This is a genomic window from Flavobacterium odoriferum, from assembly GCF_025499515.1.
GTDB classification, from domain to species: Bacteria; Bacteroidota; Bacteroidia; order Flavobacteriales; family Flavobacteriaceae; genus Flavobacterium; species Flavobacterium odoriferum.
Window position 1 is genome coordinate 253476 of sequence record NZ_JAMKFA010000007.1, and the last position, 16593, is coordinate 270068.

Here is a 16593-nt window from a genome sequence, read left to right on the forward strand (position 1 = left end):
ACAATATGTGTTTATTTTTTATAAATAGATACTTTTTTACTTACATTAATATTATCTGCAGTAGTTGCTTTTACAACGTAAACACCATCACTTAAAGCTCCTGTAGCAAATTGATAAGAATCATTATTACCTAAATTTTCTTTATTTAAAATTAATTTACCTGTAATATCATATAATGTAATTGATTTAATATCTTTTTTATATGTATTTAAAATGGTTAACATTCCTTGTTCATTATTTTGAACAACAGCAAACATATTATTCGCCTCATCTGGAGTTGTTAAAGTTCCTCCCGTATTTTTAAATGTAATTTCAAATCTTGTTTTATTATCCCCTGCAGGTAAAGTCATATCAAAAACTCCATTCTTAATATCATAATAAATATCCGTTAATTTATCATGAATAAACACTTCGTCAGATAGATCAAACCCATATAAATATTCTGACACCCTAACTTGAAAACGTGTTTGTGAATCACATCTAAACCCGATTGGATAACCTTTATCAATATCAAAAGAAGTTAATGAAGTTCTAAATTCATTAGTTGTTCCCTCTAAAACTTGATAAAAACTAATTGGATTAGCAGCATTGACTCCTGGAGTATCAGCTCCTTTTTCAAAACCATCAGAATAGCCATTTGCAAATCCTAATCTATTAAAAAGATAACCTCCATCATTTATGAATGCAACCAAAGCTATTTGTGGTGCGTAATAATTCACACGTTGTGTGGTGTAGTCTGTACCCGCAACATTAGGAATTTCATCATAAAACAAATCACTATCAATAGAAGAACTTTCAGTTGTGCTTCTTGCTAAAGGAGTTGCATCTACATCTGTTTCTCGTCTAAAAACGCGATATGAATTTCGCATTGTAGCTGTACCTGCTCCATCACCTCTAACCATAAAACCTTGACCAATAGGCGTAAATCTTAAGTGTAAATTTGCTGTTCCTGCAGGAACTAAATTAACATTATAAGTACCATCTCCATTATAATTCCAAAAATCTGCTGGAGTATAGCCCGAACCTGGAGTGTATGTTCCATATCCACCTTCATATTGATTTAAGTAATGTGAATTAACAGCAACTTGTTCCCAAAAATATGCTGTCCCATCAATTGAAGTATTGTTTAACCCAACATCGTCAGCCGTTCCCCACAACAAATCAGGACCTGGAGCATTAGCTCTCAAATACATATTCAAATCAACCGCACTTGGATAAGGATTACCTACTAATGTGAAATTTCCATTAGAAACCGCCACAGAAATAGTACCATCGTTTGGTTTTCCTCTAAAATCGTAACGTTGTCTGCTTCCTGTATTATTTTGAACATTTTCTGCTACTTGTGCAATTGTATTATCGGTTCCAGAAGTTCCTTTCATAGTAAAACCTTCACCCACATTAATTGTAGATGCAGAACCTACAGAAACCCATTGTGCATAGGTAGATGAAGTTATAAATTTCCATATCCAATAAGGCGCAATAGCCAAAGGATTTGATGTTCCATTGTAATTTGAAGTTGGTAAAATAGTTGCAGCAGTACTAGCTGTTAAACCAGTTGGTCTATACAATCTTGTAATTCCAAAAGGATTATTACCTGCAGCAGCTAATGGAGCTCCTACTGGTGAACACCAATAGTTGTATTGAAAATTGTTAACTGTTCCTTCTTGAAACACAGACAAATCTCCTGCTCCTGCATTTGCTCCTGCTCCTGTTCCACCTTGCAATAGTTGAGAAGTGTTTCTCAAATAAAAATTACCTGTACCTTGTATGTTTACATCTTGAGTTACATACATGTACTGATTATTCATAAATACATAACTCCCAGGAGATACATACATTTGAGCATTAGCCATTGATGCTAATCCAAAAAAAGCGACAAACGAAAGTATTTTTCTTTTCATAATCTAATAGTTTAGACTTTGTTAAGTTACAAATATATTAATAAAAAATTATTTAACAACAATTCAAAGTTTTTTTCTTAAAATTTTGTTATAATAAATATTTACGTAATTTTGTCGCATATAGATTTACAAAAAACAAAAAAACAAAATACAAACCCCTACTACTATGGAAGTTAAAAAATTACTTTTAGCCGCATTATTTTGCAGTGCATACTCGTTTGCTCAAGTTGGTGTGGGCACTACTGCGCCAGCTGGAGCATTGGACATTTCATCAACAACACAAGGTATGATACCTCCAAGAGTTGCACTAACCGCATTAAATGTTGAAGCACCTGTAGTTAACCCTCAAGGTGGCGGACTTGTTCCCGGAACTCTAGTATGGAACACAAACACCAATGGTGTTATCCCTAACAATGTTTCTCCTGGAATGTATTATTGGAATGGAACACGATGGGTTTCATTAGCTGGTTCTCCGGGAGGATTAGATTGGTCTATTATTGGAAATGGAGGAATTGATGGCGGTATAACCGGAACAACGACTCCTTTGGTAGCTGCAACACAAGGAACACACTTTGTAGGAACCTATGATGCTACTAATTTTGACATTAGAACTTCTGGATTACATGCAGCCAGAGTTTCACAATTTGGAGAGTTTTTTATTGGAGGATTAGAAACTGTTTTGCCTGGCGATTTAATGAATGGTATCTCTGAAGGAAATGCCGCTTTCCCATGGGCAGTTAATGGTTATACGGATCAAGATGGAGCTGGAGTTTATGGCCAAGTAACTGGAGGAACAACATTATTTGCAGGAGTTCAAGGAGAATATAACGGAACAAATGCAAATGGAGCAGGTGTTAGAGGACTTATAAATAATACTACACCTGGCACAGATTTTAATACAATTATAGCTGGAGTTTCAGGAGATGGTGCTATAACAGCTGCAAGCGCTGGAACTTATAAATTTGGTGTTATTGGTAGAGGTGGTCTTACAACAAGAAGCGGAGGTGTTTTTGGTGATGATTTTGGATTTGGTAGAGCAGCGCTTGGGTATTTTAGTAGTGGAGGTAATGATTTTGGAGTTTATGCATTTGGGACGACAAGAGCTAACGGAATAGCAGGAGGAAGAACAGCAACATCAAATTTTATTGATACTTCTATAGGTTTAGGTGTATACGGTGGTGTAGTAGGTGGTTGGATAAGAGGTTATGAATATGGTCAGATTTCTAAAGGCGATCGATTTGCTAATTATTCGTTAGGAAAAAATATTACAAATGAATCATTTATTGTTTTAGATAAAAAAAATGATGGTTCAAAATCAGTTTCTTACGCATCTACATCCATGAATTTAGATATTCAAGATAAAGGAGTTGGAAAATTAGCAAATGGGGAATCTTATATTTCTTTCAATAAAAACTATTCTGAAATTATTGACGAATCTAAACCTATAATTGTTACAATTACTCCTATCGGTGAAAGTAAAGGTGTTCACATAGTTTCTGTTGATAAAAATGGTTTTTCAATTAAAGAAAACAATAACGGAAACTCAAATATTAATTTTAATTGGATTGCGATTGCAGAGAAAAATTCTAAGTTTGAACCAGTTTCTAGCGAAATACTTACAAAAGATTATGATAAAAATTTAGATTTGTTAATGCATAATGACGAACTTGATGGAGGCTTAGGTATTTGGAGTGAAAATGGAGAAGTAAAATTCGGTACCAATGCTCCGATAAGCCCTGAAAAAATTAAAAGAATGAACGAAACTAAAGAAGCAAAAAGACCAGGTGAAAGAACAAAAAAGAAAGAAAATCTAAGAGCTTCTCAAATCAAAGAGATTACTAAAAAATAATTTCTACATAACGCACTCAAAAAGAGCTTACTAAATTAGTAAGCTCTTTTTTTATGTATTTTATCGATAAAAACTGTATTTCATCGGATTTTAAAACAAAAAAATGCTTTTGTTGTTTTTTTTTAATACTTTAACATAATTATTAAATTATTAACAACAAACCCTTACTTGTTATGAATAAAATATTACTTGTCAGTTTTTTTATGTTGCCAATTAGTTTATTAGCCCAAGTGGGAGTAGGAACTACAACACCAGCCGGAGCATTAGACGTGTCCTCGTCAACAAATGGATTAATTCCGCCAAGAGTAGCTTTAACATCAACTATAGTTGAAGCACCCGTAGTTAATCCACAAGGAGGAGGAATAGTTGCAGGTACCGTAGTCTACAATACTGCCACAGCAGGTGTTTCACCTAACAACGTAGGTCCTGGGTTATATTTTTGGAATGGAGCAAGATGGGTAGCTTTTGCAGGTTCGCCTGGAGGATTAGATTGGTCTTTAACTGGAAATACTGGAACTGCAGCAGGGACACATTTTTTAGGAACTACAGATAATGTTTCATTAGATTTTACAACGAATAATGTGGTTAGAGCAAGATTTGCAAACACCGGAAATTTAGGAATTAATATTGCACCAACCGCTTGGGGCAAAACAGTTTCTTATTCAAATGATGTAACCATTGACGCTTTATCGGGATATTCTGCCGTTGATGGTGGCACAGGAGTATATGCAAGATCTCAAGGCGCTAATGGTGTAGGAATGTATGCTAGCAACAATAATGCAGGTGGTTGGGGAGCCTATGGCTACAACTCAAATGCTGCCTCCGGCGTTGGAACCGTAGGACAAAGTGCAGGAACTACAGGAACAGGAGTAGTTGGACTAGCAAATGGTACTTCTTACTCTACTTTAGTTGGCTATGCATCTGGAGTTTCTGGAACAGGTTCAATTGGTATCTATGGAATGTCAACTGGTACTGTAGGCGCACAACGTTATGGCGGTTATTTTAGCTACGACATGGACAACAATCTTGCAACAAGTGACGCTAATAGCCCATTAGCTATGTTAGCAGGACGTGATGATAATTATGTCGGATCTAATATTTATTTTGGAGGCTATTTTTCAGGAGGACAAGACACTGTTTCAAATGCACCTTCTGGTGCAGCAACAACAAACACTGGCGGGAATACTGGAGACTACGCATATGTAGGCGCAAGATGGAATCCAGGGTCAGGTAATACAAATTACAAAATTTTAGGAACTGGTGTAGTTTCTACTATAATTAAAGGTGAAGGTGAAAATGAACACATTATGTTTGCTCCAGAAGCCCCAGAAATTTTATTTCAAGATTTTGGAACTGCAAAATTAATTAATGGGAAAGCCGAAATAAAAATAGACCCTATTTTAGCAAAAAACATTGTTGTAAATGAAAAACACCCTCTAAAAGTATTTATTCAATTAGAAGGAGATTGTAATGGTGTTTATGTAACCAACAAATCACAAGAAGGATTTGAAGTAAAAGAACTACAAAATGGAACAAGTAATATTTCATTTAGTTATCAAATTGTAGCTTCAAGAGCAGACAGAACTGATAGTGAAGGTAACATTCTATCAAATCACACTGATGTAAGATTACCAATTGCTCCTAAAGCAATTAAAAGAATAAAAGAAGGTGTTACTTCTACACCAAAAATAGGAAAGAAAGAAATTAGTAAAAATTAAAAATAATTTAAAAAGAGCTAAAATGATTTAGCTCTTTTTTTTTACCAAAATAGAAATAAAAATTTCTTACAAAATTTTGAATATAATTTTACTTAGCATATTTTTTATCCCTACAAACGAACAACTTATCAACAAAATAATGTTTTCTTAACATTATTCATATTTTTTGTTGCTATTTAAACAAAAAAAAATATATTTGTGAATAAATCTAACAACCCTAACTATAAAACTATGAAAAAGAACCTACTAGGAGTTAATTTTCCTACAATCTCTTTTGTAAAAAACATTAAATTACTCTCTCTACTTTTTGTTTTTACTTTTTTTACATCAATTACATTTTCTCAAACAACTGACACTTACACAACTTCTGGTAATTGGATTGTCCCTGCTGGTGTAACTTCTGTAACCGTACAAATTTGGGGTGCTGGTGGTGGTGGTGGTGGATCCAATACAGCAGCAACAAATTTTGGCGGATCTGGCGGCGGATCTGGAGCTTACGTTTCAAGAATCATAACTGTGTCCCCTGGAACTTATGCATTTACTATTGGGACAGGAGGGACAGGAGGTATTGCAGCTGGAGGAACTGGAGGAGCTGGAGGAAACTCAACAATAACAATAGGAGGTTTTACACTCACTGCTAATGGTGGTACTGGTGGTACTGGAAATACTGGAGCCGCAGGAATTGGTGGAACAGGAACTGGTGGAACAACAAATACAAATGGAAATTCTGGAATAGTTGGTGGTGCAATTGGTGGTGCTGGTGGAAATGCCCCAAACGGAGGAACTGGAGGAACTGGAGGCAGTAATAGTGACGGAATATCAGGAACAACTCCTGGCGGAGGCGGCGGAGGCGGCGAACGTGGCGGAGGTTCTTCAAGAGCTGGAGGAGTTGGTGCGCGCGGAGAGATTCGTTTTACATACACGCTACCAGCAAGTTATTGCACCCCAACAAATACTTATTCTACTTCATATTATATTAGTGGTGTAACCACAACAGGAGGCATTGCTAACATTAACAATACACCAACAGCTTTTTCAGCATATACTGATTATTCATCTCTTTTTGTGAGTCAGGTTGCAGGGAGTAATTTCTCACTAAATGCAACACACCCTTCAAGCACTTATGGTTACAGTGTTTGGATTGACTGGAACAATGATTCAGATTTTAATGATGCTGGAGAAAACGTACTTTCAACAGGATATCTTAATACGCCTGCAAGTTTAGGAACCATTACAATACCGCCAGGGCAACCGGCTGGGAATTATAGAATGCGTATAAGAAATGCATACTTAAGTAACCCTGCTCCTGCTTGTGGCTCATTTGATTATGGAGAAGCCGAAGATTATACAGTTCAAGTTGTAGCACCATCTGCTTGTTCAGGAATGCCAAATGCAGGAACCACAAGTGTTTCACCTGCTTCAGGAAATCCTGGATCATCATATACTGTATCTGCAACAGGGTTTACAGTTGCAACAGGTTTAACATTTCAATGGCAATATAGTACAAATGGTGGAGGCTCTTGGACAAATGCTGGAGCCGCATCTGGCACATATTCAAATTACAACGCAACTGCACCTGCATTAGGAACAACAGTATTATGGCGGTTAATTGTAACTTGTACAAGTAGTGGTCAAAGCGCAACTTCAACAACTGCATCATTCACTTCAGTTTCAACTCAAAATATACCAACTGCTGGTAACAATACTGTAACCTGTGGAACAAATATAGTTTTATATGATAATGGAGGTGCTGCTGGAGATTATGCAAATAGTTCAAATGGATATACTGTCTTAGAAGCTGGACTTGGAGCAACAATTAATATTTCAGGAAACTATGTAACTGAAAGTGTTGATTATATTAGAATTTATAACGGAATTGGAACTGGAGGAACTTTATTAGCTACTTATTCTGGAACTGGAACAATTAATTATACAGGAACCGTTGGGCAAACCTTAACAGTACAATTTACTTCAGATAGTTCAGTAGTATACTCTGGATTTAATCTTTCTATTTCGTATAGTGGTGTTTGTTTCCCTGCTTGTTCAGGAACACCCACCGGAGGAACTGTATTTACAACTCCTGCATCAGGGGTTCCCGGATCATCTTATGTTGTTTCTTCTACAGGTTACACTGCTGCAACTGGAATGGTTTATCAATGGCAATATAGTACGAATGGAGGAGGATCTTGGACAAACGCTGGAGCTCCCTCTGGTACATATTCAAATTATACAGCAACCGCTCCTGCATTAGGAACAACAGTATTATGGCATTTAATTGTGACCTGTACTAGTAGTGGTCAAAGTGCAACTTCAACAGCTGGAACTTTTACATCGGTTTCATCACAAAACATTCCAACAACAGGCAGTAATACTGTAACTTGTGGTACAAACATTGTACTATATGACAATGGTGGTGCCGCTGGCGACTATGCGAATAACTCTAGTGGTTATACTGTTTTAGAAGCTGGTCTTGGTGCTACTATTACAATATCAGGAAACTATGTTACTGAAGGTGTAGATTATATTAGAATATACAATGGCACTGGCACTAGTGGAACTTTATTAGCCTCATACTCAGGTACAGGAACAATAAATTATACAGGAGCAGCTGGTCAAACACTAACAGTTCAATTTTATTCAGATAGTTCTGTAATTTATTCAGGTTTCACTTTATCAGTTTCATATAGTGGAGTTTGTTTCCCAGTTTGTGCAGGAACACCAACAGGAGGAACAGTAACAACAAATCCAAATACTGCTTGGCCAGGTTCATCATATTCAGTAATAGCAACAGGCTATACTTTAGCTTTAAATATGACATATCAATGGCAATATAGTACAAATGCAGGTGCAACATGGACAAATGCAGGTGTCGCTACAAGCTCATATTCAAATTATACAGCAACTGCACCTGCAAGTGGGCTTGTACACTGGCAACTAATAGTAACTTGTACAAATAGTGGCCAAAGTACAACTTCAACAACAGGAATATTTACAACAATGGTTATTAGTGATGTTGTAACAGGATGTCCAAATGTTGTTTCGGGTGGTTTAGGCTTAAATGGGGCTGATCCTGCTACAATTAATTGTACTGCAGCCTCAACTTGTGTTGATCTAGAAGCTACTTACTTAGATTTAGGTGAAACTACAAGTTATATAGTAGAGCCTATACTTTATAATCCACCCCATAGTTTTAGTGGATTAGCAAATCCAGTTAGTGTTAATACAGACGATGTTTGGTCACCAATTGTAAATTTACCATTTGATTTCTGTTTTTATGGCAATACTTTTAATCAATGCTTAATTGGTTCTAATGGAGTTGTAACCTTTGATATTGTTAATAATTCTGCTGGTGGTACTTGTGGATGGAGTATGTATGATTCAACCGGTGCAAATTTACCTGTAAGTGGGCATGATGCTTTAATTGAAAATGCAATTTTTGGTGTATTTCACGACATAAACCCTACAAGTGCAGGAAATGTTGGATGGGAATTAATAACATTACCGACTGGATGTAGAGCCTTAGTTGTTTCATGGTCAAATGTACCAATGTTCTCTAACGACACTGCTAATGACTATACTGGAATGATGGTTTTGTATGAAAATTCAAATATCATAGAGGTATATGTTCAGAAAAAAAGAATAACAACATATGCTGGTTTTGGAACGGAACCAATGTGGAATAATGGAAACGCAGTAATCGGAATTCAAAATGCTACTGGTACTTTAGCATCTGTTCCTCCTGGAAGAAACGTTTTAGACCCAAATTGGACTGCAACAAACGAAGCTTGGCGATTTGTTCCAAACGGAAATTCAATTGCATCTATAACTTGGCATGAGGGTTCAGGAACTGCTGGCCCAGTTGTTGGAACAACTCCAACTATAAATGTTTGCCCAACATCAACTACAACTTATACAGCAGAAATAACATATACGCTATGCGATGGTAGAACTATTAGAGAAACTGATCAAACTACTGTAACTATAAATGGCTCTAAAGTTTGGGACGGTTCAGTAAACACAAACTGGAATAACGCAAACAACTGGACACCTGTTGGTGTTCCAACTTCTGCTGATTGTGTTGTAATTCCAAATACTGCAAATGATCCGATCATCTCTGGCGCAAGCTATGATGCATTAGGATTGAATTTAACTATTGAAAATGGAGCAGTTTTAACAGTTAATGCAACAAATGACATTATTATCAATGACTGGGTTAATATCAACGCTGGTGGAGATTTACAATTAAACGATAGTTCAAGTTTAATCCAAGTAAACAACAATCCAAATACAGGAACTATGCATATGAATAGAACGGTAAATATGCGCAGATTAGACTACGTATATTGGTCTTCTCCAGTAACTTCATTTGCAAGTAGTGCAATTTCTCCTGGAACGCCAACAAGTTATATTTACAAATGGACTCCAACTATTGGAACTAACATAAATGGATTTGGAAATTGGGCGCTTGGAAACGAAAATATGGTTGTGGGTAAAGGTTATATTGTTAGGGGTCCAAATGCCTTTACAACAACACCCGCTCCTTTAACAGCAACATTCACAGGAACACCAAATAATGGCGTTATCACAACTCCAATTTTGAGAGGCAATTGGAATGGTGGAACATACTCAACAGGAGTTTCAACAACATTAGGAACAAACTATGATGATAACTGGAATTTAGTCGGAAATCCATATCCATCAGCTGTAAATGCAATTTCATTTTTAACTGCAAATACAAACATTGATGGATTTATTAAAATTTGGACTCATGGCACATTACCAAGTGGTGCAACAGCAGATCCATTTTATAATGATTATGTGTATAATTATACTCCAGGAGATTATATAACGTATAATAGCTCTGGTACATCATCTGGTCCAGGTGTATTTGGAGGAAATATAGCGTCAGGTCAAGGTTTCTTCGTATCCATGTTACATACATCAGGTTCGACATCTGAAAATGTAACATTCAACAATACAATGAGAAACACTTTGAATAGTAATACTCAATTCTTTAGAAATTCATCTGAAGAGAATGAAGTACATGCTGAAAATGGCGGGAGAATTTGGTTGGATTTAATCGATTCAAACTTAAATAGTGTAAGAAATTTAATTGGATATATTGATGGCGCAACTAACAGCAGAGATCGTTTATTTGATGCTATTACTGATGAAAAATTGAATCTAAATTTATATTCAAAAATTGGAACTGAACCTATGACTATTCAAGGAAGAACATTACCGTTTGACGAATACGATTTAGTTCCAATGGGAATCAAAGTTCCACAAGACGGAAATTACTCAATTGGAATTGGAGCTGTTGATGGATTCTTTACAAATACAAGTCAAAATATTTTTTTAGAAGATTTAGACACAAACATTATCCACGATTTAAGACAAAATCCATATAGCTTTACAGCTGTAGCTGGAGATGATTCTGACAGATTCATTCTTCGTTTTACAAATAACACATTAGGAAATGAAGATATAACTAATGAAGAAGTAAATGTATGGGCAATAACATCTGATAATTTGTCTATTAAATCAACTAAAAGCACAATCCAATCTGTAAGAGTATTTGATATACTAGGAAGGTTATTAGCAGATTATCAAAATGTAAACGGTTATGAAATTCCTTTAACAAAAATTCAAAAAAACAATGCCGCACTAATTGTTCAAGTTACACTAACTAATGGGGCAATTGTAAACAAGAAAATTATATATTAATTTATACAAACTTCAAAAAATTCCAAAAAGACCTCTTCTTTAAATAGTCGAGGTCTTTTTCATTTATATAAGCTTCTCGTTCAAACGAAATATTATAATAGGCTTCTCTTCTATCTTTATATTGAATTAACCTCACCAAATATTCAAAAAAATACCAAACAAAAAAGAATACTATCAAAAGTTCTAATTGTTGTTTGATATGAATTCTCTCATGATTCAACAATACCTCATGCGATTTATCCTTTTTATCAGATAAAAACACAAATGGAAAAAAGGTAAAACCTCTAAACCCTTTCGGAATTAAATATTTAAAAACTATTACAATCATTTCATGCAAAGTTGCTAAATTTGTCGATATGAATAACGATTTAAATCCGAATAATTTAAAAGAAGGTGAAGATTTCTATTACACACCCGAAGGATACAAGTGTTTCACAGAAAAATATCACCTAAAAAGAGGCTATTGTTGTAAAAGCGGATGCAGACATTGCCCTTATGGTTTTGACAAAAAGACAGGAACTACCAAGAAAAAATAAAATGGACATACAATTATTCAAATACCGAATCAAAATTCACAAGTCCTATCACAGGTCTGACATTCGTTATCCCTAGTTTTCTAAATTACGACTTTAGAAAAAATAATGCAAACGAATTAACTCAACAAAAAATGACATTTCAAGAACAAATACTACAAGGAATTCCATCGGTTTTACCCAATCCAAAACCGTATGAAACCGAAATAAATCACGCACCAAAAAGAAAAGAAATTCTTTCTGACGAAGAAAAAAAATTAGCGTTAAAAAATGCGCTTCGTTATTTCGAATCAAAACATCATGCGGAATTAATTCCAGAATTTAAAGCTGAATTAGAAACGTATGGTAGAATTTACATGTATCGCCTACGACCTGATTACAAAATGTATGCTCGACCAATTTCTGAATATCCTGGAAAATGCGAACAAGCGAAAGCGATTATGTTGATGATTCAAAACAATTTGGATTATGCAGTAGCCCAACATCCACACGAGTTAATTACGTATGGAGGAAATGGTGCTGTCTTTCAAAACTGGGCACAATATCGCTTAACCATGAAATATTTGGCCGAAATGACTGACGAACAAACGTTAGTCATGTATTCTGGACACCCAATGGGATTATTTCCATCACACAAAGAAGCGCCAAGAGTTGTAGTTACCAATGGAATGGTCATACCAAATTACTCCAAACCAGACGATTGGGAAAAGATGAATGCTTTAGGTGTTTCGCAATACGGACAAATGACAGCAGGAAGTTATATGTACATTGGTCCACAAGGAATTGTACACGGAACAACAATCACCGTTTTAAACGGCTTCAGAAAAATAAAAAAATCTCCAAAAGGCGGATTATTCGTAACTTCTGGACTAGGCGGAATGTCTGGAGCTCAACCAAAAGCAGGAAATATTGCAGGTTGCGTTACCGTTTGTGCCGAAGTCAATCCAAAAATAACACACATTCGTCATTCACAAGGTTGGATTAATGAAATTGTTGAAGATATTACATTATTGGTTGCAAGAGTTAGAAAAGCACTAGAAAATCAAGAAGTAGTTTCTATTGCTTACTTAGGAAACGTTGTAGATGTATGGGAACGTTTTGATCAAGAAAATTTACATATTGATTTAGGTTCTGATCAAACTTCTTTACACAATCCTTGGGCTGGTGGCTACTACCCTACTGGTTTTTCATTTGAAGAATCAAATGAGATGATGGCTAATCATCCTGAAAAATTCAAAGAAGAAGTTCAAAAAACTTTACGCCGTCATGCGGCAGCAATCAACAAACATACTGCAAAAGGAACCTATTTCTTCGATTATGGAAATGCCTTTTTATTAGAAGCTTCTCGTGCTGGAGCAGATATCATGGCAGAAAATCATATCGATTTCAAATATCCAAGTTATGTGCAAGACATAATGGGACCAATGTGTTTCGATTATGGTTTTGGACCTTTCCGTTGGGTTTGTGCTTCAGGAAATCCAGAAGATTTAGCTAAAACAGACAAAATTGCTTGTGATGTTTTAGAAGAAATGATGAAAAACTCACCAGAAGAAATCCAACAACAAATGGCGGATAATATTCAATGGATAAAAGGCGCACAAGAAAACAAATTAGTAGTTGGTTCTCAAGCAAGAATTCTTTATGCCGATGCCGAAGGAAGAATCAAAATTGCAGAAGCCTTCAATCAAGCAATTGCTCGTGGAGAAATTGGTTACGTAATTTTAGGAAGAGATCATCATGACGTTTCTGGAACTGATTCTCCATATCGTGAAACATCTAACATTTATGATGGCTCTCGTTTTACAGCTGATATGGCTATCCAAAACGTAATTGGTGATAGTTTTCGAGGTGCTACTTGGGTTTCTATCCACAATGGTGGCGGCGTTGGTTGGGGCGAAGTTATCAATGGTGGTTTTGGTATGGTTCTTGATGGTAGTAAAGAAGCATCAAGACGTTTAGAGTCAATGCTTTTCTGGGATGTAAACAACGGAATTTCAAGAAGAAGTTGGGCAAGAAACGAAGGAGCCATTTTTGCAATAAAAAGAGCTATGGAGACGCAACCTTTATTGAAAATTACCATCCCTAATATAGTTGATGAATCATTGTTGTAGTTTCAGGTTTTAAGTTTCAAGTTAAGCTTCTAATTCCTGAAATCAAAAACTTAAAACTAATTATTATGAAAACATTAAAATTACTATCGGTTCTATTTATTGCAACTTTAGCCTCATGTAGTTCGGTTAGAGTGAATGCTGATTATGATAAAAAAGCAACTTTTACCAATTATAAAACATACGCTTATTTAAAAAGTGGTGTGGACAAAGCTGAAATTTCAGATTTAGATAAAAAGAGAATTTTATATTCTATTGATGAAGTAATGGCTACAAAAGGTTTTAGTAAATCTGAAAATCCTGATGTTTTGATTAGCATCTTTACCAAAGAAAGAGAACGTGTAGATATTTATCAAAACTATGGATTCGGTTGGGGTTGGAATCCATGGTGGAGCATGGGTTATTCAAATGTAACTACAACTCCAGAAGGAACACTTTTTATTGATGTAATTGATGCCAAAACAAAAGAATTAGTCTGGCAAGGTGAAGGAAGTGGTTATTTAACCAAAAATACCGACAAAAAAGATGCTCGAATCAAAGAATTTGTTTCTAAAATATTAGAGCAGTATCCTCCAAAATAAAATTTATAATTAAAAAGTGCAATATTCAATTGCACTTTTTAATTATAAACAACATTCTTAATCATATATTAATATTATATTTTAAAGAATTCGTAAATTTGCACCCGCTTTTCATATAAAGCAAAAATTAAATGGTTTTAAAAAAATTTGCATTTCTTTTACTTTTATTAGTATCGAACTATAGTTTTTCGCAGTGTTTTCAAATTGAAAGTATTTTAGTAGATGCTTGTGACTCAGGAAGCTCAAGCGCTGATGAAGGCTTTAATGAAATGTTTCGTATAAAAATTGGTGCCACAGCCTTAAACACCAGTAATTTAAACGTCAATTGGCCTTCAAATACATGGCAAGGATTAATTCAAAATGCTACAACTAACACCAAAGTTGCCCAATTAAACGCTGATATCATCGCTGCCGGAGGTTGTGGTACTATACTCGAGCCAACTGGAGGAGTTTTACCTGCTAATGCAACAGTTATTATCGTTTCCAGCCAAAATTTTAATATTACATTAAATTCATTTGGAGCGTTAACATCAAACACTTATATACTTTTTCAAGATAATACAAGTGTAACAACGGGCCATTTTGGAAATTACAATGCAACTCCTGGTACAAGAACTTTAACCGTAAGTTTTGGTGGCTCTTGTAGTGATACTGTTACCTATCAAAGAGCTAGTTTAGTTAATATTTTTGGTGTTTCAGGAGGAACAACTGCCGAAAACAATGGAGCTACAGTAAATTTTAGCCCTTCTGGAACCCCTAATTATGTAAACAATGGTTGCACAGCTCCTATACCTCCTTTTACAGTTGAAGCAGGAACAACGCCTGTTAGTGCTTGTGCAGGACAAACTATTAATCTTTTAGGAACCGCACAAGGTCAAACAAGTGTTTCATGGTCTGCACCTTCTGGTACTTTTTCAAATTCTAACAACTTAAACACATCGTATACTATTCCAACTACAGCTATCTCTGGTAGTACTATAACCTTAACGCTAACTGCTACAAATATCTGTGGATTTTCAATTACAGACAATATTACTATAAATATTAGTGGAAGTACATTAAACTTAACATCAGCAACAGGAACCGACATTCAATCAATTTGTACTGGCAACGCAATAACACCTATCGAATATACTTTTGGAGGAGGAGCAACAAGTATAAATATCACAGGTCTACCAGTTGGTATAACAGCTATAACTTCAGGAAACATTGTTACTATTAGCGGAACACCAACTTCTAATTTCAACTACATAATTAATACAATTGGAGGTTGCGGTACTGTTAATCATTCAGGAAGCGTAACTGTAAACCCTAATACCTCATTAAACTTATATTGTGATATTGCTAATTCAACATCAACATCACTTGCATTTGATTTTAGTAACGTAGGTCAAACCAGTTTCTCCTATAGTTATACTATAGATGGTGGTTCACCAATTACTGGAACTCATATATCACCATCAAATTTTACTGTTTCTGGATTAACGCCTGGACAATCTGTCGTGTTTACACTTAGTGCAAATGGGGTAAGTTGTGTTGCGACTCAAACAGTAAGTTGTACAACTTCTTGCCCAACAGCAACTCTTATAACAACATCAGGCATTGGAACTGATAACCAAACCATTTGTGCTGGAAATGCAATTATTCCTATTCAGTATACTTTTGGAAATGGAGCTACAAGCGCAACTGTTACTGGACTACCAGCTGGAGTAACTTCTTCGATTTCTGGAAACGTTATTACAATTAGCGGAAATCCGTCTTCAACTTTTTCTTATACAATTAGCACTGTTGGCGGTTGTGGAACTGCTACCCTCAACGGAAATGTTACAATTAGTACAAATTCAAGTTTAAACTTAACATCTGCTGCTGGAACTGATAACCAAACCATTTGTACTGGAAATGCAATTATTCCTATTCAGTATACTTTTGGAAATGGAGCTACAAGCGCCACTGTTACTGGACTACCAACTGGAGTAACTTCTTCAATTTCTGGAAACGTTATTACAATTAGCGGAAATCCGTCTTCAACTTTTTCTTATACAATTAGCACTGTTGGTGGTTGTGGAACTGCTACCCTCAACGGAAATGTTACAATTAGTACAAATTCAAGTTTAACCTTAACATCTGCTGCTGGAACTGATAACCAAACCATTTGTGCTGGAAATGCAATTATTCC

The 16593-nt window shown here is 35.5% G+C and carries 9 protein-coding genes; 7 read left to right on the forward strand and 2 right to left on the reverse strand.

The genetic code is table 11. The features are described from left to right. Positions 1-11: 11 nt before the first annotated feature. Positions 12-1901: a T9SS sorting signal type C domain-containing protein gene (locus M9Q43_RS07220; RefSeq protein ID WP_262318269.1), complete on the reverse strand. Its 1890-nt coding sequence runs from the start codon at positions 1899-1901 to the stop codon at positions 12-14. Positions 1902-2067: 166 nt separating this feature from the next. Here M9Q43_RS07220 and M9Q43_RS07225 point away from each other — a divergent pair, with 166 nt between their 5' ends. The 3 genes from M9Q43_RS07225 (at position 2068) to M9Q43_RS07235 (ending at position 11195) form a co-directional block, all read left to right on the forward strand. Then, entirely contained in the window at positions 2068-3750 is a 1683-nt protein-coding gene (locus M9Q43_RS07225; protein ID WP_262318270.1) for a hypothetical protein, read from the forward strand. A gap of 173 nt (positions 3751-3923) precedes the next feature. After that, positions 3924-5468: an autotransporter outer membrane beta-barrel domain-containing protein gene (locus M9Q43_RS07230; RefSeq protein ID WP_262318271.1), complete on the forward strand. Its 1545-nt coding sequence runs from the start codon at positions 3924-3926 to the stop codon at positions 5466-5468. A 231-nt stretch (positions 5469-5699) separates the two neighbouring features. Further along, positions 5700-11195 carry a GEVED domain-containing protein gene (locus M9Q43_RS07235; protein ID WP_262318272.1) on the forward strand — a complete coding sequence of 1832 codons (5496 nt, stop codon included), beginning with the start codon at positions 5700-5702 and terminating at the stop codon, positions 11193-11195. Between the two features lies 1 nt (position 11196). Here the strand turns inward: M9Q43_RS07235 and M9Q43_RS07240 are convergent, their stop codons facing one another. After that, positions 11197-11523: a hypothetical protein gene (locus M9Q43_RS07240; protein WP_262318273.1), complete on the reverse strand. Its 327-nt coding sequence runs from the start codon at positions 11521-11523 to the stop codon at positions 11197-11199. A gap of 28 nt (positions 11524-11551) precedes the next feature. Between M9Q43_RS07240 and M9Q43_RS07245 the strand changes: the two genes are divergently transcribed. The 4 genes from M9Q43_RS07245 to M9Q43_RS07260 all read left to right on the forward strand — a co-directional run. After that, positions 11552-11731, forward strand: coding sequence for a DUF5522 domain-containing protein (locus M9Q43_RS07245; RefSeq protein WP_111567629.1), 180 nt, complete (start codon positions 11552-11554; stop codon positions 11729-11731). Positions 11732-11862: 131 nt separating this feature from the next. Continuing rightward, positions 11863-13839, forward strand: coding sequence for a urocanate hydratase (locus M9Q43_RS07250; protein WP_262318274.1), 1977 nt, complete (start codon positions 11863-11865; stop codon positions 13837-13839). Positions 13840-13904: 65 nt separating this feature from the next. Further along, entirely contained in the window at positions 13905-14417 is a 513-nt protein-coding gene (locus M9Q43_RS07255) for a DUF4136 domain-containing protein (RefSeq protein ID WP_262318275.1), read from the forward strand. Between the two features lie 131 nt (positions 14418-14548). Continuing rightward, the coding region (locus tag M9Q43_RS07260; RefSeq protein ID WP_408611247.1) for a beta strand repeat-containing protein at positions 14549-16593 on the forward strand (2045 nt) is incomplete at its 3' end.

Bases quoted from the DNA above. Each gene is read 5' to 3' on its own strand.
- M9Q43_RS07220 (WP_262318269.1), bottom strand. From the start codon at position 1,901: ATGAAAAGAAAAATACTTTCGTTTGTCGCTTTTTTTGGATTAGCATCA.
- M9Q43_RS07225 (WP_262318270.1), top strand. From the start codon at position 2,068: ATGGAAGTTAAAAAATTACTTTTAGCCGCATTATTTTGCAGTGCATAC.
- M9Q43_RS07230 (WP_262318271.1), top strand. From the start codon at position 3,924: ATGAATAAAATATTACTTGTCAGTTTTTTTATGTTGCCAATTAGTTTA.
- M9Q43_RS07235 (WP_262318272.1), top strand. From the start codon at position 5,700: ATGAAAAAGAACCTACTAGGAGTTAATTTTCCTACAATCTCTTTTGTA.
- M9Q43_RS07240 (WP_262318273.1), bottom strand. From the start codon at position 11,523: ATGATTGTAATAGTTTTTAAATATTTAATTCCGAAAGGGTTTAGAGGT.
- M9Q43_RS07245 (WP_111567629.1), top strand. From the start codon at position 11,552: ATGAATAACGATTTAAATCCGAATAATTTAAAAGAAGGTGAAGATTTC.
- M9Q43_RS07250 (WP_262318274.1), top strand. From the start codon at position 11,863: ATGACATTTCAAGAACAAATACTACAAGGAATTCCATCGGTTTTACCC.
- M9Q43_RS07255 (WP_262318275.1), top strand. From the start codon at position 13,905: ATGAAAACATTAAAATTACTATCGGTTCTATTTATTGCAACTTTAGCC.